27 protein-coding genes are annotated in these 15,639 nt (G+C 66.2%); 24 read left to right on the forward strand and 3 right to left on the reverse strand.

The genetic code is table 11. The annotated features are described in order from the left end of the window. Positions 1 to 35: 35 nt before the first annotated feature. From DPQ65_RS08190 to DPQ65_RS08295, 24 genes are all read left to right on the forward strand, one after another. Positions 36 to 308 carry a hypothetical protein gene (locus tag DPQ65_RS08190; protein ID WP_162802100.1) on the forward strand — a complete coding sequence of 91 codons (273 nt, stop codon included), beginning with the start codon at positions 36 to 38 and terminating at the stop codon, positions 306 to 308. Continuing rightward, positions 305 to 604 (forward strand): hypothetical protein, encoded by a 300-nt coding sequence (locus tag DPQ65_RS08195; protein WP_162802101.1) that lies wholly within the window; start codon positions 305 to 307, stop codon positions 602 to 604. Before DPQ65_RS08190 ends, DPQ65_RS08195 begins: the two co-directional genes overlap by 4 nt. After that, positions 601 to 1,194 (forward strand): MazG-like family protein, encoded by a 594-nt coding sequence (locus DPQ65_RS15860; RefSeq protein ID WP_202863048.1) that lies wholly within the window; start codon positions 601 to 603, stop codon positions 1,192 to 1,194. Before DPQ65_RS08195 ends, DPQ65_RS15860 begins: the two co-directional genes overlap by 4 nt. Further along, complete coding sequence (locus DPQ65_RS08205) at positions 1,191 to 1,385, forward strand: hypothetical protein (RefSeq protein ID WP_162802102.1); 195 nt, start codon at positions 1,191 to 1,193, stop codon at positions 1,383 to 1,385. The genes DPQ65_RS15860 and DPQ65_RS08205 overlap by 4 nt, the downstream gene beginning before the upstream one ends. 38 nt (positions 1,386 to 1,423) lie before the next feature. Beyond that, the gene (locus DPQ65_RS08210) at positions 1,424 to 1,804 is read left to right on the forward strand and encodes a hypothetical protein (protein WP_114906840.1); all 381 of its coding nucleotides are present in this window, start codon (positions 1,424 to 1,426) and stop codon (positions 1,802 to 1,804) included. After that, entirely contained in the window at positions 1,797 to 2,573 is a 777-nt protein-coding gene (locus tag DPQ65_RS08215; protein ID WP_114906841.1) for a hypothetical protein, read from the forward strand. The genes DPQ65_RS08210 and DPQ65_RS08215 overlap by 8 nt, the downstream gene beginning before the upstream one ends. After that, complete coding sequence (locus tag DPQ65_RS08220) at positions 2,573 to 2,929, forward strand: hypothetical protein (RefSeq protein ID WP_114906842.1); 357 nt, start codon at positions 2,573 to 2,575, stop codon at positions 2,927 to 2,929. Before DPQ65_RS08215 ends, DPQ65_RS08220 begins: the two co-directional genes overlap by 1 nt. Then, complete coding sequence (locus DPQ65_RS15635; RefSeq protein WP_162802103.1) at positions 2,929 to 3,078, forward strand: hypothetical protein; 150 nt, start codon at positions 2,929 to 2,931, stop codon at positions 3,076 to 3,078. The genes DPQ65_RS08220 and DPQ65_RS15635 overlap by 1 nt, the downstream gene beginning before the upstream one ends. Continuing rightward, complete coding sequence (locus DPQ65_RS08225) at positions 3,071 to 3,412, forward strand: hypothetical protein (RefSeq protein WP_162802104.1); 342 nt, start codon at positions 3,071 to 3,073, stop codon at positions 3,410 to 3,412. Before DPQ65_RS15635 ends, DPQ65_RS08225 begins: the two co-directional genes overlap by 8 nt. A 24-nt stretch (positions 3,413 to 3,436) precedes the next feature. After that, positions 3,437 to 3,979: a hypothetical protein gene (locus DPQ65_RS08230; protein ID WP_114906844.1), complete on the forward strand. Its 543-nt coding sequence runs from the start codon at positions 3,437 to 3,439 to the stop codon at positions 3,977 to 3,979. Then, positions 3,969 to 4,868: a hypothetical protein gene (locus DPQ65_RS08235; protein WP_114906845.1), complete on the forward strand. Its 900-nt coding sequence runs from the start codon at positions 3,969 to 3,971 to the stop codon at positions 4,866 to 4,868. Before DPQ65_RS08230 ends, DPQ65_RS08235 begins: the two co-directional genes overlap by 11 nt. Next, the gene (locus DPQ65_RS08240; protein ID WP_114906846.1) at positions 4,868 to 5,320 is read left to right on the forward strand and encodes a hypothetical protein; all 453 of its coding nucleotides are present in this window, start codon (positions 4,868 to 4,870) and stop codon (positions 5,318 to 5,320) included. Before DPQ65_RS08235 ends, DPQ65_RS08240 begins: the two co-directional genes overlap by 1 nt. Positions 5,321 to 5,327: 7 nt before the next feature. After that, positions 5,328 to 5,603 carry a hypothetical protein gene (locus DPQ65_RS08245; protein WP_114906847.1) on the forward strand — a complete coding sequence of 92 codons (276 nt, stop codon included), beginning with the start codon at positions 5,328 to 5,330 and terminating at the stop codon, positions 5,601 to 5,603. Between the two features lie 36 nt (positions 5,604 to 5,639). Further along, a complete protein-coding gene (locus tag DPQ65_RS08250; RefSeq protein ID WP_114906848.1) occupies positions 5,640 to 6,233 on the forward strand; it encodes a vitamin K epoxide reductase family protein in 594 nt (197 codons plus the stop codon). Positions 6,234 to 6,259: 26 nt separating this feature from the next. Continuing rightward, a complete protein-coding gene (locus tag DPQ65_RS08255) occupies positions 6,260 to 6,607 on the forward strand; it encodes a hypothetical protein (protein ID WP_114906849.1) in 348 nt (115 codons plus the stop codon). Continuing rightward, positions 6,604 to 6,873, forward strand: coding sequence for a hypothetical protein (locus DPQ65_RS08260; protein ID WP_114906850.1), 270 nt, complete (start codon positions 6,604 to 6,606; stop codon positions 6,871 to 6,873). The genes DPQ65_RS08255 and DPQ65_RS08260 overlap by 4 nt, the downstream gene beginning before the upstream one ends. A 237-nt stretch (positions 6,874 to 7,110) precedes the next feature. Then, a complete protein-coding gene (locus DPQ65_RS08265; protein ID WP_114906851.1) occupies positions 7,111 to 7,368 on the forward strand; it encodes a hypothetical protein in 258 nt (85 codons plus the stop codon). Further along, a complete protein-coding gene (locus DPQ65_RS08270; RefSeq protein WP_114906852.1) occupies positions 7,365 to 7,646 on the forward strand; it encodes a hypothetical protein in 282 nt (93 codons plus the stop codon). The genes DPQ65_RS08265 and DPQ65_RS08270 overlap by 4 nt, the downstream gene beginning before the upstream one ends. Then, complete coding sequence (locus tag DPQ65_RS08275) at positions 7,646 to 7,951, forward strand: hypothetical protein (RefSeq protein WP_114906853.1); 306 nt, start codon at positions 7,646 to 7,648, stop codon at positions 7,949 to 7,951. Before DPQ65_RS08270 ends, DPQ65_RS08275 begins: the two co-directional genes overlap by 1 nt. Further along, on the forward strand, positions 7,948 to 8,364 hold the full coding sequence (locus DPQ65_RS08280; RefSeq protein WP_114906854.1) for a hypothetical protein: 417 nt from the start codon (positions 7,948 to 7,950) through the stop codon (positions 8,362 to 8,364). Before DPQ65_RS08275 ends, DPQ65_RS08280 begins: the two co-directional genes overlap by 4 nt. After that, entirely contained in the window at positions 8,364 to 8,825 is a 462-nt protein-coding gene (locus tag DPQ65_RS08285; RefSeq protein WP_114906855.1) for a hypothetical protein, read from the forward strand. The genes DPQ65_RS08280 and DPQ65_RS08285 overlap by 1 nt, the downstream gene beginning before the upstream one ends. A 77-nt stretch (positions 8,826 to 8,902) precedes the next feature. Continuing rightward, positions 8,903 to 9,715 carry a thymidylate synthase gene (locus tag DPQ65_RS08290; protein WP_114906856.1) on the forward strand — a complete coding sequence of 271 codons (813 nt, stop codon included), beginning with the start codon at positions 8,903 to 8,905 and terminating at the stop codon, positions 9,713 to 9,715. 21 nt (positions 9,716 to 9,736) lie between these two features. Continuing rightward, entirely contained in the window at positions 9,737 to 9,877 is a 141-nt protein-coding gene (locus DPQ65_RS15640; RefSeq protein WP_162802105.1) for a hypothetical protein, read from the forward strand. 255 nt (positions 9,878 to 10,132) lie between these two features. Continuing rightward, positions 10,133 to 10,345, forward strand: a complete 213-nt coding sequence (locus DPQ65_RS08295; RefSeq protein ID WP_114906857.1) for a type II toxin-antitoxin system HicA family toxin — start codon at positions 10,133 to 10,135, stop codon at positions 10,343 to 10,345. 19 nt (positions 10,346 to 10,364) lie between these two features. Here the strand turns inward: DPQ65_RS08295 and DPQ65_RS08300 are convergent, their stop codons facing one another. Genes DPQ65_RS08300 through DPQ65_RS08310 form a run of 3 tightly spaced genes read right to left on the reverse strand, consistent with a single transcriptional unit; the run spans position 10,365 to position 15,620 of the window. Beyond that, positions 10,365 to 12,962 (reverse strand): DEAD/DEAH box helicase, encoded by a 2,598-nt coding sequence (locus DPQ65_RS08300; RefSeq protein WP_114906858.1) that lies wholly within the window; start codon positions 12,960 to 12,962, stop codon positions 10,365 to 10,367. Between the two features lie 5 nt (positions 12,963 to 12,967). Further along, positions 12,968 to 13,633 (reverse strand): hypothetical protein, encoded by a 666-nt coding sequence (locus DPQ65_RS08305; RefSeq protein ID WP_114906859.1) that lies wholly within the window; start codon positions 13,631 to 13,633, stop codon positions 12,968 to 12,970. A 1-nt stretch (position 13,634) separates the two neighbouring features. Beyond that, a complete protein-coding gene (locus DPQ65_RS08310) occupies positions 13,635 to 15,620 on the reverse strand; it encodes a site-specific DNA-methyltransferase (protein WP_162802106.1) in 1,986 nt (661 codons plus the stop codon). Between the last annotated feature and the right edge of the window lie 19 nt (positions 15,621 to 15,639).

Raw genomic sequence — 15,639 nt, forward strand, 5'->3', positions numbered from 1 at the left:
GTTCGTCCCCGCCACACCAGCCTTGCATGAACACGATGACGATTGTTCCCAGCCAAGTCACCACCGCCTTCATCACCACCAACGACAAAGCTGTCAAGGCCATCACGGCGATGGACGCAGAGTTCCTCGACCTGACCGGCCACCAGGCCTACCTGTACCCGACCGCCCCGAGCAACACTGACAGCTGGCGGTTTGTGTTCGCCGACCAGACGGTGCCCGGCTTCCGCAAGGCCGTCGAGCACATGGCCGAGCTCCTGGCTGCCGCACGGAACTTCGACGACAGCCGCCTCTGGTGGTGCTGGGCTTGAGTCACGGGTCCACGGCTCGCCCCCAACAGCGTGAGTCGCTGACCCGCGCGCAGGCCGACGCACTGGCAGCACAGCACGGTGGCCGTATTGAACGGCAAGCCATCAAGGTCCCGGTCGAGAACAAGCACGTCACGGACTACTCGTGCGACCCATGCAGGGCCGGTGACCACCACAAGTGCCAGCCGACAGTTCACTATCCCGACTGGCAGTTCGACTGTGGCTGTTACGAGAGCACGCCGCACGTCCGTGTCGGCGATGTCCTGATCATCCCGCTCGCCGAGGAGACGCAGTCGTGAGACAGGAAGCCAAAGCCGCCGTGGTCGCCCTCTCGAAGTGGGTGGACGAGGCGAACAGCCGCCGTGACCCAGAGGCTCTTCTGCGGGAGCGCCTGGGCAAGGTCACCGAGGAGAATGGTGAGGTGCAGACTGCACTGACCGGCTGGCTGGGCTCCAACCCACGCAAGGGCTTCACGCACACCAAGCAGGACGTCATCGAGGAGCTGCTGGACGTGGCCCTGGCTGCCCTGGGGGCCGTCGAGCACGTGCACGGCAACGGCCCGCCGGTCTCGGTCGACCTGCTGGAGGACAAGATCCTGCGCGTCGCCGCACGGGCCGGGGTGGCCGAGCAGCCGCTCACCGAGATGGCTGTCCATCAGTTGGACACCTTCCGCCGGCAATGGACCCCGCACCGCCATGAGGCCCTTGCGAACATCTCCGCGCTGGATGACGCCTCGGCCGACTGGCAGCGGGCAGAGGCTGACCGCCAGGCCAAACTGCTGGTCAGGGTGCACCCGACGTTCGCGGCCGCTGCCGTCAAGGAAGGGCCGGCCCTCACGCGTGTCGGTCACGAGCTGCTGGCGTTCTGGAAGGCGGAGGGGAGGCCATGATGGAGGCCGCTGCGGCAATCGCCGTGAGCTTTGGCTCCCTGCTGGTCCTGATGCTGATCGTGGCTGGGTTCGCACTGTTGGTTCTGGCCTTCTTCTTCGGCCCCTTCCTGATGATGCACCTGGGCTGGCTGCTCGCCGAACGCAAGCACCAGCAGGAGAACGACGCACCGGCCACTAGGGCCTCTCGCTAGCACCTGGCAGAAGACGGCACCCGCCACACCAGTAGGGCATGAGCAACCACCAACTGGCCGCCCTGGTCAACAGTCGCGTCGATATCCGGCAGCTTCTGGCGTTGGTCCGTGCCCCGTTCCCGGTGGCTGAGCTGGGTCAGGACATCCGGTGGGCACTGGCGAACCACATCTATGCCGACCGGGTCGTCTACACCTGCTGGCAGGAAGCCTGGAACGACCTGACCGGCGCCACCCCTCACCGCGCGGGTCAGCTGAGGCTCACCCCGGACCGGTGCCAGGACTGCCACGGTCGCCGGTTCGCCCTGGACCGCCGGCTCGGACAGTTCGGGCCGTGCACCTCCTGCATGGGTCGCGGGAACGGCAAGCCACTCACCCTCACTGCCCTGTACGCCACCGAGCCGGAGGCCACCGATGTCTGAGCACAAGCTGGACTACTCGGACGTCCACAGCCCGCCGATCGACCAACGGGGCCACCGGCACACCAACGGCTTCGACACCACCTTCCATGTGACGTGGCTCAACGGTGAGTTCCTGTCGGCGATGCCCCTACACGGGGTGTTCCGATGCGCCACCTGCGACGCCTACCCCGAGTTCTCCCAGGGCACGGACCGCAAGACCCTGGTGGCCAAGACCTCTTGTGCCCTGCCGGACGGTATCGAGTCGGTGGTCCACCTGGACGTGCCCTCGGGCCGCATCATCATCAACGACTCACTGTGGCCGGTCTATGACGTCGGGCTGCCGTTCGCCCCGTCGTACAACGCGGCCGCCGGCCAGGTCCTGCACAACGAGGCCATGGCCAAGATCGGGTGCGCTTTCGGTCAGGTCGGCAACAGCAGCCCGTCGCTGGTCCGCATCGCACCCGGCCGGTACGTCATCGCGTCCTTCGACCCTGACGCTGGGCCTGGTGAAGAAGGCCACCTGGGTGGTGACGTCGAGGTGCTCGCCACGGTCTGCACCGATCTCTGGGCTTACTCGGTGGCCGACTACGCCGACTACCTCGCCAAAGCAGCCGGCCACAGTCCCGCGGAACTGGAACGGCAGTCGGGAGCGACCGTCGTGGACGTCGAGCCCGGTACATACCGCTTCCGCAACCACGCTGGCCGGGCCGACTTTGACCTGCACGGCGGCGACTGGCCTCTGGTCTTCGCTCACATCGAACGTGTCGGACCTACCAAGGGAGAGAACTGATGGCGCTCGACTACACCGATGAGCACATCGACATCAGCTCCTACGACGGTGCGTGGTTCTCGACGCACTTCTACGCCGAGGTCGACACCGTGGCGGTCCACCGGGTCCTGACCGAGGGCGATGCGGGCAGGATGAACCGTCAGAAACAGCGCACCGCTGGCACCGCAGGCTTCCGGGCCGGCGACACCACGCACAGCTTCGACACCCAGGACGATGCTCTGGCCGCGGCACGCGCCGTCCTTGCCGATGACACCCGGCACGGTCACGACCAGAGCTGGCCGCGACACCTGGTGCGCCGCGTTGACGGCCAGTGGGTACCGACCTCCGCAGACGAGTGGCTGGACGAGGTTCCCTGATGTATCCCGATGCCCGCCTTGTGCTCGAGTGCCAGGACTGCGGCGACGTCGTGCGAAAGCTAACTGCCGGCGAGGCCCAGCAGGTCGCCGCCAGCCCCCACAACTTCGTCGTCTTCTGCAACCAGTGCCGGAGGGAGCGCCATGTCTGAGAACCGATACCCGCACATGAGCACCGCGGACCTGAGAGACTTCCGCGAATCGCTGTCGAAGCGACCGTCCAGCGAGATCGACGGGATGGCGGCGTTCTTCATGGCCTGGGCTCTCGGGTTGGCCGTCGTGGTAGCCCTCCTCGGCTTTGTCGCCCAGTTAGGCGGTCTCGTGGTGCTGTCCTGGATCTTCTTCGGCCTGGCCCTCCCGCCCGCTGCGATCCTCCTACTGCTCTGGGTGACGCAGGGCCCGATAGCTGCTGCGGTCACCACCGCCAGGATGCGCCGGTCCGCAGACAAGGAGCTCACTCGACGAGGGCAGGACAGCCAGATCTGATAATGCCCGCCACACCAGGAACGCATGGACAACTTCCAGATCAGCGGTGCTTTCGCTGTGGTGTCGGTATCAGCAACCGTCCTGCTGGCCTTCATCGTCTACTTCGTCGCTGCCGCTGCGATCGCCCAGCGTCACCGGCACACCTTTGAGCTGGTGGCTACCGGGACGGAGCATCGGTTCACCATCGGGGACCGCGTCACATCCAACCGTCTCAAGCAGCTGCACGGTTGCTCGTGCGGGAAGCTCCGTGCAGTCACAGCACCTGGACTGGTCAGCACGACCCTTGATATGTCCACCGGGACTGCCACGCACATGTCCTCCCTGCTGGATAGGCACACCCGGCACCCGCGTCGGCGGCGCCTCGTCGAGTCGTTCATCGGCAAGGGCTTCATCGGCCACGTCCAAGCATTCGCCGACGACAGTGGCGCCTCGTGCGGTGTCCAGGTCCGGGACGCCGTCGGCAACTTTCTGGGCTTCTGCCACAAGGAGCTCATCCACACCGGCGACCACATTCTGGCATCCGACAGCGGGCAGACCGAGACGAAGGAGACCACAGATGTCCGGTGAACAGACGCCCCTGTGGGCAATCAGCCACCCCTACCAGGCGGCCGAAGGGCAACCTGTCGAGTTCGATTCGTTCGCCGAGCTGGCCGATGCGGTCAACGACAACGACGAGGATCTCACCTTTGTCTATCGCTGGGACTGGTCGTCCGGTGAGTCCGGCGACACGCAGCACCTCACGGTCACCGTCGTCATGCAGCGTAAGAGCCTTTTCGCCTCATGGACGTGCCCGGTGACCCACGAGGACGAGCCTGCGGTCCGCGCCTGGCTGGCCTCTGACCGGGTGGCCGGTGCCCTGCGCCGCACGTGGGCGCCCATTCTGGACGAGCCGGCACCAGAGCTGGTTGCTGAGCTCGAGTCGCTGCGTGCCCGCGTGGCCGAGTACGAGAACGCCATCACCTGGGGCACGACCTGCCTGAACTGCTCCTCGGTGCTGGACGCCTCCTTTGAGCAGTGGCGCCGTGCCGACCAGGCAGAACACGAAGCGGCCCTCTGGCAGGCCAAGTACCAGAACACCGAGGCGCAGGCCAGCGTGCTAGCCGGGGACGTTCGTCACGCCAAGGATGTCCTGGACTCCGTCCGCGACCTGGCGGAGCGCTCCGGCGACACCATCGACACCCGCGAGCTGCTGGCCACCATCAGGTCGAAGCGTCCGTTCCGTCGCAGCCCCGGGGCCCGATACCTGACGGCCAACCCCCGCGGCGGCGCGTGCGTCGTCGCCGGACCGAGCCTGCCTGACGGGCTGGTCGAGTGGCACTGTCGGACCCACCAGGACGTTGCCGCCGAGTCAGACGGGCAGGTGTGGTGGTGCCCGACCGGGCTTGGTTACCGCGCCGCCAGTTCGGCCGCACAGTGCCCTCCGGAGCTGCGCCGCGAACGTCCGGTGGAGTCCTGATGGCGGGCAGGGAGTACACGATCGCCTGGGACGGCGTGCCGCAGATGTCCGGGAGGCCGCAACGGCTGAGCGCCGGGACCTGGTCGAACGCCGAAGCAGCACACCTGGCACTGGGGCGGCACCCGGGCGCACGCCGCAACCCGGAGCGGAACTACCGAGTGGAGCGACGCGAGGGTGATGGCTGGGTGGTCGTGGAACCTGCCGGTGACTGGGAGGGCCGGGCGCGTCTACTGCTCGCTGATGAGCTGGCCGACGTCCCGCAGTCCGAGGCCGTAGTCGCCAACATCATGGACGGCCTGAGCCCCATCGTCTCGGGACGGGTCCTGGACCACACGCTGCCGCTGAGCCGGATGCTGGTGGAGGCCCGCGCCGAGCTGGGGAGGGAGCGTTCAGTCATGTCTGCGCTGGTCGATGAGGTAGCCGACCAGTTCGGGGGCGATGCCGCACAGTAGGCCAGGTATGAGCACGCAGCTGGTTGAACCGGCCCTCGTCGACGTCCTGGGCACCTTCCCGGAGAACACAGTGGTGCTCGACGGCTCCGGCCGCCGGTGGTCGCGCGAACAATGGTGTGCCGCAACAGGTTCCGAGGGGTCGTTGGTTTGCTCCCTTCGCTGGGTCGGTCCAGCACTGACCGTGCTCACCACTGACGAGCTGGCGTACCGGGGTCCGCTCACCGCCCTGAGTGTGCCCGGCGAGGACATCCCGGCCCGGCACCTGCTGGGGGAGTGCATCTAACCGACCTGGCTGCTGGGTAGCTGGCACAGGTAGATCATGGCTGTCCGCACCGACCGCACCGACCGCACCATCCTGGCTCCGTTCCTGATCGTCGCCGGGCTCTTAGGGTTGCTGGCCTCCTTCCAACTGACCCTCGGCAAGCTCTCCTCGCTGGAAAACCCGCAGGAGAGCTTGACGTGTGACTTCTCGGTCCTGGTGCAGTGCAGTGCCAATATCGCCTCCGAGGCCGGTGCCGTGCTCGGCTTCCCGAACCCGCTGATCGGCCTGATGACTTTCGTCGCCCCAGTCGCGGTCGGTGCCGCACTCCTCGCGCGGGCTGAGTTCGCGGGGTGGTTCTGGCTGACCTTCCAGACCGGCATCACCGCAGGCATGGTCTTCGTCACCTGGTTGCAGTATCAGTCAATCTTCGTGCTGGGGACGTTGTGCCCGTGGTGCATGGTGACCTGGGCGGTGATCGTCCCGCTGTTCTGGGCGGTGACACTGCGCAACACGTCGGCCGGTCTGTTCAGCAACCGGCTGCGACCGGCCGGCGACTACCTCGGTTCGTGGATCATCCCGCTGGTGTTCGCCCACCTGCTGGCGGTGGCCCTGGTCGCGCAGTTCCGTCTCGACGTCCTAGCCCGCCTCTGACCGCACCACCGCCACACCACCAGACCATGAGCCACCGCACCAAGGCGCCTGACCGGGCCATCGTCCTCGCTGCCGCTGAGGCGATGTGGCACCACGACAACGCCGACTCACCGGAACACTGGCGACAGATGGCCTGGGACGACATGGGCGGCTCGGAGCCGTCGGAGGAGCGTGTCGAGTACGAGCTGCGTGCCGAGGCGGTCCTGCTTGCCGTCGCTGAACCACTACTGGAGGCCACGGTTGCCGCCATCCAGGCACTGCACTTCAAGGAGTACCGGACCACCGCCGACGAGTCGGGCGGTCCAGCACTTGCCTTCTTCGCGGTCGCCACAGGCTTCCGTCACCGCGCCAGCCGTCTCGAGGACCGGCCGTGAGCCGCAACCTGGTCGTTCCCTACCGAGTCGAGTGCAACGGCGACGGTCGCTGGCCCTGCCCGGCGTTCCACGAGTCGTCCTCGGTCAGCACGCTGGCCGAGACCCGCTCAGATGCCAAGGCAGAAGGCTGGGAGGTCAACGTCAAGAACCCTGCTGGCCGGCGCCGGTTGGACTTCTGTCCCCGGCACAGCACGAACATCCAGGAGCCGGAGCCCGTCGACCTGCTGGGTGCCCTCATCAACTCCTTCAAAGACAGGACACCGTGATGATCCACGACTGCGAGACGTGCCACATGCAGCCCGGGAGCGACACTGCGCGGGCCGAAGGTTGCACCTGCGCGACTATGGACAACGGCCGCGGTCACAACCGTGTGCGCCTGGTCATCCGGCTGGACTGCCCCGTGCACGCCGATGGGTTGACTCCGAGGGACGAGACGTGAGCGCCGGCGCCACGGAGGCGGTCCGTGCCAACCAGGAGGGCACAGTCATCACCGAGGAGGATCCGTGAACATCGTGCTCACTCAGGACCAGCAGGATCAGGCCGTCCTCGACATCGTCAGGTCGTCCGGTCAACTGTGCAAGATGCCGAACAACAAGCTCACCCGTGGCTCCCTGTGGCGGCTGCGCAAGGCTGGGCTGCTCCGGTACTCCCGCGACCCCGGCACGAGCATGGTCTTCGTCTTCCCTGTGGCTGAGCCCGTTCCTGGGCCCGCCGCCCCCGAGCTGGTGCCTGGGCGCCGACACCTCCGAGTGGTCTCATGAGCACCGTCACCGTCCCGGCACCACTGCTCACCTACACGTTCCACCTGCGCGACCTGGACTACACCACCGGTGGCAGCCTGCCCCTCGCCAGGGTGCACGATGTGACGGTCAGCCTCGACGTCGCCGGAGAGCCATCTGTCTGGGTCACTGGCCGGGTACTCATGAGGGACGGCACGCCCGGTCCCGGCCGCCGCAGCAGTGTCGATCCAAGCACGGCCCAGCCCGAGTGGTTACGTGACGTCCTGGCCGACGCGTTGCCTCGGCTTGGAGGCGTCTGATGGCCAGGCGGATCGTGAATGGCGACGAGCAGGACGTGCACACTGGCTGGCGCAAGCTGTACTGCTACACCCAGCGGGCCGGGGTCACCAGGCGGATCAAGACCAGGACGAACCGGCGCGAACGGCGCGAAGGCAAGGCTGAGGCTCAACTGCAGTTGGGCGAGCACGCCGCCCCGAAACCACCGCACGCACCTGTCCCACCGGCGGTGTCGTGCTCCGCCTGCTGGCTTGTCGCCACCGGGCAGGATCATCGCTGGGCTGACCTGGTGCACGACTGTGTGACACCTGAGGAAGAGAACCAATGACAACGGTGAACCTGCCCGCCCCGCTGTTCCGCAACCTGGCACAGGGGCGCCACGGTGTCTTCTTCATGGTGGCCGGGCCGCTTCCTGTGCGGAAGGCGCTGTCTCAGCTGGCTCTCGCGCTGGGTCACCCTGATGAGCCCGACCACAACGATCGGCTCGTCTTCCTGAAAGACCCACCTGGGCGAGGACCATTCCGTGGTCCGCAGATCGTCCCGACGGACCTGGAACCGAACGACTTCACTCTCCCCCTGGTCTGGTTCGACGACCCAACCGAGGCGCCCTGGCTCGCCGACGGCCTGCGGTCCAGCCGGTCACTGTGCCGAGCAGTCATCGCCGTCGTCACACGAGAGGTCCTCGACCACGAGCTGATCGCCCCGTTCCGAACCGACAAGAACGTCCTGGAGGTCTTCTGATGGCCACGTACGCAGCAAACACGAAGGTCGACTCCGGAAGCACCCGGACCGCGATCGAGAAGACGATCACCCGGTACGGCGCGAGCTCGTTCGCCTACGGCTGGGACGGCACCCGCGCGGTCATCGGATTTCACATGAACAACCGGCAGGTGCGGTTCGTCGTGCCGATGCCGGACCGCAACGACACCGAGTTCACCCGCACCCCGACGGACCTGGTCAGGTCGCCCGCCGCGGCAACCCGAGCGTTCGAGCAGGCAACCCGGCAGCGCTGGCGTGCTCTACTGCTCGTGCTGAAGGCCAAGCTGGAGGCTGTCGAGTCGGGGATCGTCACGTTTGAAGAAGAGTTTGGACAGTACGTGGTTCTTCCTGACAACCGGACGGTCGCCGAGCACACCACCCCGGCCATCGAGGCTGCGTACGCCACCGGCAAGATCCGTCCCCTGCTCGCCCTGGGGGAGTGACCGGCCACAACTGACCTGGCCCGCGGACGGCTGGCACAGGTAGAGGGAACAGTTCTCCGACACGGAAGGCATCCCTCATGCGCCAGTACCTCGACCTGCTGCACCACGTCCGCACCGAAGGCACCGTCAAGGGAGACCGGACCGGCACCGGCACCCTGTCGGTCTTCGGTCACCAGATGCGCTTCGACCTGAGCGAGGGCTTCCCGGTCCTGACGACCAAGAGGCTGCATCTGCGCTCCATCACCGGTGAGCTGCTGTGGTTCCTGCGTGGTGACACCAACGTGAGGTGGCTGAACGAGCGCGGCATCAGCATCTGGGATAAGTGGACCGACGAGAACGGTGACCTCGGGCCGGTCTACGGCCACCAGTGGCGTTCTTGGCCCACCCCGGACGGGCGCACCATCGACCAGATCGCCCGCGTGATCGAGTCGATCCGTACCAACCCGGACTCGCGCCGCCACATCGTCTCGGCCTGGAACGTGGCCGATGTCGACGACATGGCTCTGCCTCCTTGTCACACGATGTTCCAGTTCTACGTCACGCCGGGCACCGACGGTGGCCGTGGCAAGCTCTCCTGCCAGCTCTACCAGCGCAGCGCCGACATCTTCCTGGGCGTGCCGTTCAATATCGCCTCCTACGCTCTGCTGACCCACATGGTCGCGCAGGTGACCGACCTGGACGTGGGCGACTTCGTGCACACGCTCGGCGACGCGCACATCTACTCCAACCACCTCGAGCAGGCCGACGAGCAGCTGACCCGTGAGCCCGGCCCGCTGCCGACGCTCTGGCTAAACCCGGAGGTCACCGCCATCGACGCCTTCGAGCTTACCGACATCGAGGTCCGCGACTACGTGGCCGCCCCGAGCATCAAGGCGCCCATCGCAGTGTGACCCCTTGCCACCGTGGCGTTCGTGGGCAGCCTGTTGGCTCTGCAGGACCGGCCAGCGCGCGGGGACGTTCCGGCCGGAGGCAACGGAAAGGGGAAGCACATGAAGAAGGCGATCGCTGCAACAGCCGTCGGCCTGATGCTGGTGGACTCCCGGGAGATGTAGTCCTGGCAGTACAGATCAAGAAGGGCCCGGGAGGAATCCTCCCGGGCCCTTCCGTATGAGCAGCAACCAACATCCCGTTCACTCACCAGGCAAACAGGGCTTCACGGTAACCCTGGTCACCGCACTGATTTCCGAGGCAGCCTCGGCGTGGCGCCACACCACCTCCTTCGTGACGTCCAGCGAACGGAGACCCAAGATGTGCACGTTGATACCGACCGCACCAAGACCTGGCCGCCAAGAGGCAGCCGGCTGAGTATGAGTAAGAAGGACCTGCAACAGCTCCGGCGCGAGTACGAGTCGCGCGGCTGGACGGTCGAGCGGACTAGCAACGACCACTTGCGCTGGACCCCGCCGTTCAAAGCCACCCCCGTGTTCTCCGCGAGCACCCCCTCGGAGTATCGGGCCTTCAAGAACCTGCGGTCGACCCTGCGCCGGACCGAGCGGGCCGCCGGGCGCCGCACGGACTGACCACCCACTCGGAGGTGGGTCAGGCCGGGTAGAGATGCCCGTGGGAGTCGTAGAGCGCCGTGACGTCCGGTTCGGTGAACGCCATGACAGCCGCCCTCGTCTTCTCGTTTTGCAGGCTCAATGCCCGCAACTGCTTGTCGCTGTTCCAGCCGACCGCGTCAATCCGGGAGTACCTGTCGCCGAACCGCTCGGCATACTCGGCCAGGCCCTGAAGCTTGGGCAGCGCGTCCGCGAGGTGTCCACCGTGCGGGTCAACGATGTGGGCCTGCAACTGTCCGTCGTTGCGGTCGCGCGTGGCGAAGACAAGGTCGGGCTGCATCGACCCCCAGCTCTCGCCGTCTCGGTAAGCGATACGCAGCGCGGTGTTTGACCGAGACGGGTTGCGGTACCAGCCGACGACCGGCTGGCCGGTGTTCAGCTCGACCTCGAGAACCTTGGACTCCCAGGCGTTGAGCTTCAACGGGTACAGCCCGGGGCGCTTGACGTCGGAGAGCAGGTGCAGTTCCTCGGTGGGCAGGTCGACAGCCTTGTCGCCGTCCATCTTCTGGCCGTCGGTGCTGCCCGTCTCTGGGATCGCCAGCGTGTCCTGGGTGGGCTCGGTCCCTGAGTGCAGGACCGCTTCGTACTCGGCCGCCCGAGAGTTGCGTCGGCCCTCGTAAAAGGGTCGGGCCTTCGCCAACCAGCCGGAGACGATCTCCTCGGCCTTGGCCTCCACCATCGCCTTTGCGTGCGGCAGGGAGGCGTCCAGGCCCCTCAGCGTGGCCAACGCAGCCACATGAAGTTCGGCGGTCTCGATGTCCTCCTCAGAGGCCGCCTCCTTGCCGCCGTCGGTCTGCTCCAGGGTCCAGTCCAGGTAGATCTGGGCCAGCCCCTGCGGCAGTTCCTTCTTCGCGGCGGTCCAGGCGTCGGCCAGGTTCTTTCGGTCAGTGTCCAGCGCCAACTCTTGGATGCTGCCCTGCTCGCCGGCGTTGTCGAAGTCGGTGACGCTCAGTGACGCCTCCCGGATGTCTTCCACCCGGGCAGTCACCTTGTCCCGGTGGGAGCCGGCGACACCATCCAGCAGCCGACACAGCTCAGCGTTGGACGCAGTCGTCGGGTCCTCGACCACCTCGTCGGCGGCGACCAGAGCAGCCAAGGACCGCAACCGATCCATCGGCTTGCGCGGTGCCGAGGGCTTCACCCAGGACGGTAGCGACTCGAACAGCTCGAACACTTCAGGCTCGACCTTCGGGTTGCGCACCAGGTCGACGCTAGCCAGCTCCACCACAACGCCCGTGTCGTCTTCTGGGTCCCCGGCCTTCCCGGATATGTGCGCGACCACCTTGTTGAGGGTGGCCCCGTGGAACTTCGGCAGGAAGCACCAGACGGCATTCAACGTGTCGTTGCCGCCCACCACGTGGTCGGCCAGCGGGGTGCGCACGATGCGGCCGAGCAGCTGTGCGATGTGGGTCTCGTCCTTGGCACCACGCATCGAGAACAGGATCTCGGCCCGCGGGCAGTCCCACCCGGTGGTGATGGCGGTCTTGGCCAGGACCACGCGAATGGTGTCGTCGTCCTGGATGAGCTCCGGGGAGATGTATCGGACCGTGCAGTCACCCAACTCCAAGGTCTCGTGCTCGCCGAAGACGTTGACGACAGCGTCCGGTTCGAGGTCCTGGCCGTGAGCGTCCCGCCAGGCCTCTTCGATGACCTCGATGTAGCTGGCCAGGTCGCTGGTCTTCGGCTTGTCCGGCACCTGGACAACCATGACCGGCACCACGGTCCGCGTGATGTTCACGTCTGTGGCACAGTGCTCGGCCCAGTCCTTGGTCATCCCAGCCAGCACCGCAGTGGACTCGCGCAGCGTGGTGGTGTCGTAGATGCCGGCTTCGTCGGGGCGGGCCACCCGGATCTTCTTCTTCAGCAGCCCGGAGTCGCGGACAGCCTCCACCTCGACGTTGTGGCTTGGCAGGATGGTCCGCCTGGCCGCGAGCATCGCCTTGTCGAACTTGCCGGGCGTCGCGGAGATGCCCCACACCATCGGGACCGGCGACGGCTGCGGTGCGCCGTCATGGGTCCCGGAGATGATGCGCGATACGATGGTCGGTGCGTCTTTGGCTGGGGCGCTGCCACGGTGGGCCTCGTCCTGCACCACCACCAGGTCGACGTCAGAATCATTCACGGTGTTTGCCAGGGTCTGCCACAGCGACCAGGTGCGGCCCTCGCCAGGCTTCACCAGGGTGGAGGTCCTGGACAGGCGCTGGATGTTGACGAAGTAGACCTTGCTGGGCTCAAGCTTCTCGGCGTGGAATCCGGCCTCGATCTCTACCAGGTCGTCGGCGACCAGCGTGCTGGCGGACTCTTTCATGCGGAAGGCGGTCTGCCGGTTCAGCACCGGGTCGTCGGTCACCCACAGGAACACCAGGCGCCGGTCCGCTGTCACATCCAAGGTCTCCGACCCGTACAGCAGCGCCTCGATAACGCTCGTGGCGATGACCGTCTTCCCGGCGCCGGTGATGGCCGACAACGTCACCGAGGAGAGCCGGTCACGCTGCCTGTGACTGTCCACGCCCTCCCGGATGGCACCGATCAGGTCCCGCGCGGCCTCGCTCTGGTACTCCTTGAGGTCGTAACGCATCAGTTCTACTCCATGCCTCGTCGAAGGTGATTGACCGCGGCCACGAGTTCCTGGCCGAGCTTGTAGAAATTGCTCTGTGTGGGGCCGCCGGCATTCAGCTTGACCCCTGGCTGGGAGATTGCCGTCGCGCCCAGCAGGTCCCACCGAAGGGTGGCCGTCGACTCGTAGGTGGTGCCCGTCTCATTGGCGTAAGTGAGAGCCACGTCTGTGTGCTTCTCCGCCCCCACATGTGCTCGATCCTTGGGGGCGTCGTTTGGGCCAATCTGGATCCTGATGCCTTGCTTCTGCAGCGCCTCAAGGTCGGCGGCCCACACGAACCGCAGCTGTTCGCCCGGCACCAGGTCAAACGTCTCGGCGAACCGTGTCTGGAGTGATGAGGCTAGGGAGTCGACGGAGTCCTGGGGGAGGGGCGTCCGAATATCCAATCGGACGCCACGGGCGGTAGAGCGACCATGGTTTTGGAGCACTATGTCGTAGCTGTCTGGAGCGCCTATCCCTGGGACAACCCGAGCGGACACATACGGCCGCGCAGCAGCAGCAGAGTCCATGCGCATCTGGCTGAGGGTGGCTTGAGCTGTGGTCCAAGCGCTCCATGCCATCAACACCAGCGCACCGGTCGCAAGGGCCATCACGACCGTGCCAACGGCGGTGAGCCAATCGGTGAGAGTCATCTCAGTTTCCCAGGTAGTCGTTCCACAGGTGACGGCACTCGAAGCCGTCGAAGTGCTTGGCGGCCGCCACGAACTCAGCCTCAGAGTCGGTGACAATGAACACGACCTTCTGGTCGGTGAGCTCGGCAGCCAGGGCCTTCGCGTGGTCACTGCCCCACAAGGCCGCGAACCCGTCGGTTACCACGTAGGGCTCGTCAGCCCGGGCAGGGATGTCGCCTAGGGCGCCGCCGCGCATCCACAGCAACGGCGCCAGGCGCTTCCACTCCAGGTTGAGGCGCGCCCGACGTGGTGACACGTAACCCAGGTCGAAGAACTCCACGCGCTGCGGGTGCTCACCGTCGACGGGGGAGTCGTACGTCGATCCGTCCTCCCGCTGACCGGTCAGGATCGTCGTCAGCCGCGGCCGTGTCACCCTCTCGAAGACTCCCTTCGCCTTCCAGTCCGCCGACCCAGGCAGGTGGCCGTCCTTGCGGAGCTTCTTCTCCTCGGCGGCCGCCACCTCGTTGTTGGTGACCAGGATGGCCTGCCGGGTGCCGCCATCCTCAGCGTTGAGCCGCATCACAGCCTCGGCAGTCGAACCCGATCCGCCAAAAAAGTCCAGGACCACGGCCTCGGAGGGGGCGGCGAGGCGGATCCAGCGCATGAGGACCTCGTGGTCTTTGGGGAACGGGAACCGCTTGTCGCCGAGGACCGTACGAAGATGCGCCCCCGCGCCGGTGCGCTTCCGGGAGAACACGGACTCCGGCCCCATTGAATCCGACTCAGTCAGGAGCGACTTGCGGTTGATGTAGGAGTGATGATCGGCGCCAAACACGATCTGGCCCGCGTCGATCTCCTGTTGCATCCGCTCGGGGTTGGAGAAGATCCAACCCCGTCCAGGCACTTTTACTGGCTGGCCCGTCGAGGGGTGAAGCACGTCATAACGCGGACCTCCGCCTCCAGGCCACGAGATGTCCTTCAGCCGATACACCTCACCCGTCTCGTCAATCTTGGTGTAATCGGATAGCCCCTTCGACCTCGCCGGGTGATCTGCCGCCTGCATTCGCTGCCACTGTTTGACCGACAGTTCTGCTGCCTGTGCCCTTTCGGCGGGAGTAGCGCCTGTCGCATCGGCCCATGCACGGGCAGCTGCTTCAAGAATCTCATCTACCCCCGCGCGACGCTCCCGCCAGCGGACGTCGATCCCGCCCATTGCGGACTCGTCCTTGGCGTAGATCAGCATGTAGTCCGCGCCGTTGGACACATAGCGTGAGTCGTTCTTGCGTCCGCCCTGCCAGACGACGTTTGAGATGAAGTTGGACTCGCCGAACACCTCGTCCATCAGTATCCGGAGACGGTGCTGCTCGTCGTCCCCGATGGCCACGATGATGACGCCGGTGTCTTTCAGCAGGTCGTAGGCGAGCCGGAGCCGGCGGCGCATGAAAGCCAGCCATTTGGAGTGCCGGAAGCTGTCGTTGGAGTCCACCCAGCGGTCGTTGTAGACCCAGTCCTTGTTGCCCGTGTTGTAGGGCGGGTCGATGTAGATGAGGTCGACGCTGGCCCGGTGGGTGTACTTCAGGGCTCGGAGTGCGTGCAGGTTCTCCCCGGCGATCGCCACATGGGTCGGCCGGCCCGGACTGGTCTTGCCTGCGGCCCCGGTCTGCACCAGCCCCGGGTAGACCTTCGAGTCATGGTCGACCGTCACCATGACATCCGCGACAGGCACCGCGATGCTGTCGGCGTGGATGTCGCGCAGCCAGCGACCCCGGTGGCCTTCCTCCATCGGCCGCAGGGTCGCCACGCCGTCCATGACGGACAACACCTCGAGGCGTTCTGGGCCACCAGCGCGGTACTGCGCCCGGTCACCACGACGTACTGGTGCATCCACCAGGTCCAGTTCTTCCACGGTGTCCTCGAAGACAAGGCCGAACGGACGGTGGGAACCACGCGATGTCACCTCCGCGACCAGTCGGGCCCGCAGGTCGGCGTCGTTGATCTCAGAAAGCATGGAAAGGAGGTCGGCCACG

It is taken from the genome of Ornithinimicrobium murale, from assembly GCF_003352835.1.
In the GTDB taxonomy this organism is placed as follows: domain Bacteria; phylum Actinomycetota; class Actinomycetes; order Actinomycetales; family Dermatophilaceae; genus Ornithinicoccus; species Ornithinicoccus muralis.

Excerpts from the sequence above, each read along its gene's own strand:
- DPQ65_RS08190 (WP_162802100.1), top strand. The coding sequence starts at position 36 with ATGACGATTGTTCCCAGCCAAGTCACCACCGCCTTCATCACCACCAAC.
- DPQ65_RS08205 (WP_162802102.1), top strand. The coding sequence starts at position 1,191 with ATGATGGAGGCCGCTGCGGCAATCGCCGTGAGCTTTGGCTCCCTGCTG.
- DPQ65_RS08210 (WP_114906840.1), top strand. The coding sequence starts at position 1,424 with ATGAGCAACCACCAACTGGCCGCCCTGGTCAACAGTCGCGTCGATATC.
- DPQ65_RS08215 (WP_114906841.1), top strand. The coding sequence starts at position 1,797 with ATGTCTGAGCACAAGCTGGACTACTCGGACGTCCACAGCCCGCCGATC.
- DPQ65_RS08220 (WP_114906842.1), top strand. The coding sequence starts at position 2,573 with ATGGCGCTCGACTACACCGATGAGCACATCGACATCAGCTCCTACGAC.
- DPQ65_RS15635 (WP_162802103.1), top strand. The coding sequence starts at position 2,929 with ATGTATCCCGATGCCCGCCTTGTGCTCGAGTGCCAGGACTGCGGCGAC.
- DPQ65_RS08225 (WP_162802104.1), top strand. The coding sequence starts at position 3,071 with ATGTCTGAGAACCGATACCCGCACATGAGCACCGCGGACCTGAGAGAC.
- DPQ65_RS08230 (WP_114906844.1), top strand. The coding sequence starts at position 3,437 with ATGGACAACTTCCAGATCAGCGGTGCTTTCGCTGTGGTGTCGGTATCA.
- DPQ65_RS08235 (WP_114906845.1), top strand. The coding sequence starts at position 3,969 with ATGTCCGGTGAACAGACGCCCCTGTGGGCAATCAGCCACCCCTACCAG.
- DPQ65_RS08240 (WP_114906846.1), top strand. The coding sequence starts at position 4,868 with ATGGCGGGCAGGGAGTACACGATCGCCTGGGACGGCGTGCCGCAGATG.
- DPQ65_RS08245 (WP_114906847.1), top strand. The coding sequence starts at position 5,328 with ATGAGCACGCAGCTGGTTGAACCGGCCCTCGTCGACGTCCTGGGCACC.
- DPQ65_RS08250 (WP_114906848.1), top strand. The coding sequence starts at position 5,640 with ATGGCTGTCCGCACCGACCGCACCGACCGCACCATCCTGGCTCCGTTC.
- DPQ65_RS08255 (WP_114906849.1), top strand. The coding sequence starts at position 6,260 with ATGAGCCACCGCACCAAGGCGCCTGACCGGGCCATCGTCCTCGCTGCC.
- DPQ65_RS08270 (WP_114906852.1), top strand. The coding sequence starts at position 7,365 with ATGAGCACCGTCACCGTCCCGGCACCACTGCTCACCTACACGTTCCAC.
- DPQ65_RS08275 (WP_114906853.1), top strand. The coding sequence starts at position 7,646 with ATGGCCAGGCGGATCGTGAATGGCGACGAGCAGGACGTGCACACTGGC.
- DPQ65_RS08280 (WP_114906854.1), top strand. The coding sequence starts at position 7,948 with ATGACAACGGTGAACCTGCCCGCCCCGCTGTTCCGCAACCTGGCACAG.
- DPQ65_RS08285 (WP_114906855.1), top strand. The coding sequence starts at position 8,364 with ATGGCCACGTACGCAGCAAACACGAAGGTCGACTCCGGAAGCACCCGG.
- DPQ65_RS08290 (WP_114906856.1), top strand. The coding sequence starts at position 8,903 with ATGCGCCAGTACCTCGACCTGCTGCACCACGTCCGCACCGAAGGCACC.
- DPQ65_RS08295 (WP_114906857.1), top strand. The coding sequence starts at position 10,133 with ATGAGTAAGAAGGACCTGCAACAGCTCCGGCGCGAGTACGAGTCGCGC.
- DPQ65_RS08300 (WP_114906858.1), bottom strand. The coding sequence starts at position 12,962 with ATGCGTTACGACCTCAAGGAGTACCAGAGCGAGGCCGCGCGGGACCTG.
- DPQ65_RS08305 (WP_114906859.1), bottom strand. The coding sequence starts at position 13,633 with ATGACTCTCACCGATTGGCTCACCGCCGTTGGCACGGTCGTGATGGCC.
- DPQ65_RS08310 (WP_162802106.1), bottom strand. The coding sequence starts at position 15,620 with ATGCTTTCTGAGATCAACGACGCCGACCTGCGGGCCCGACTGGTCGCG.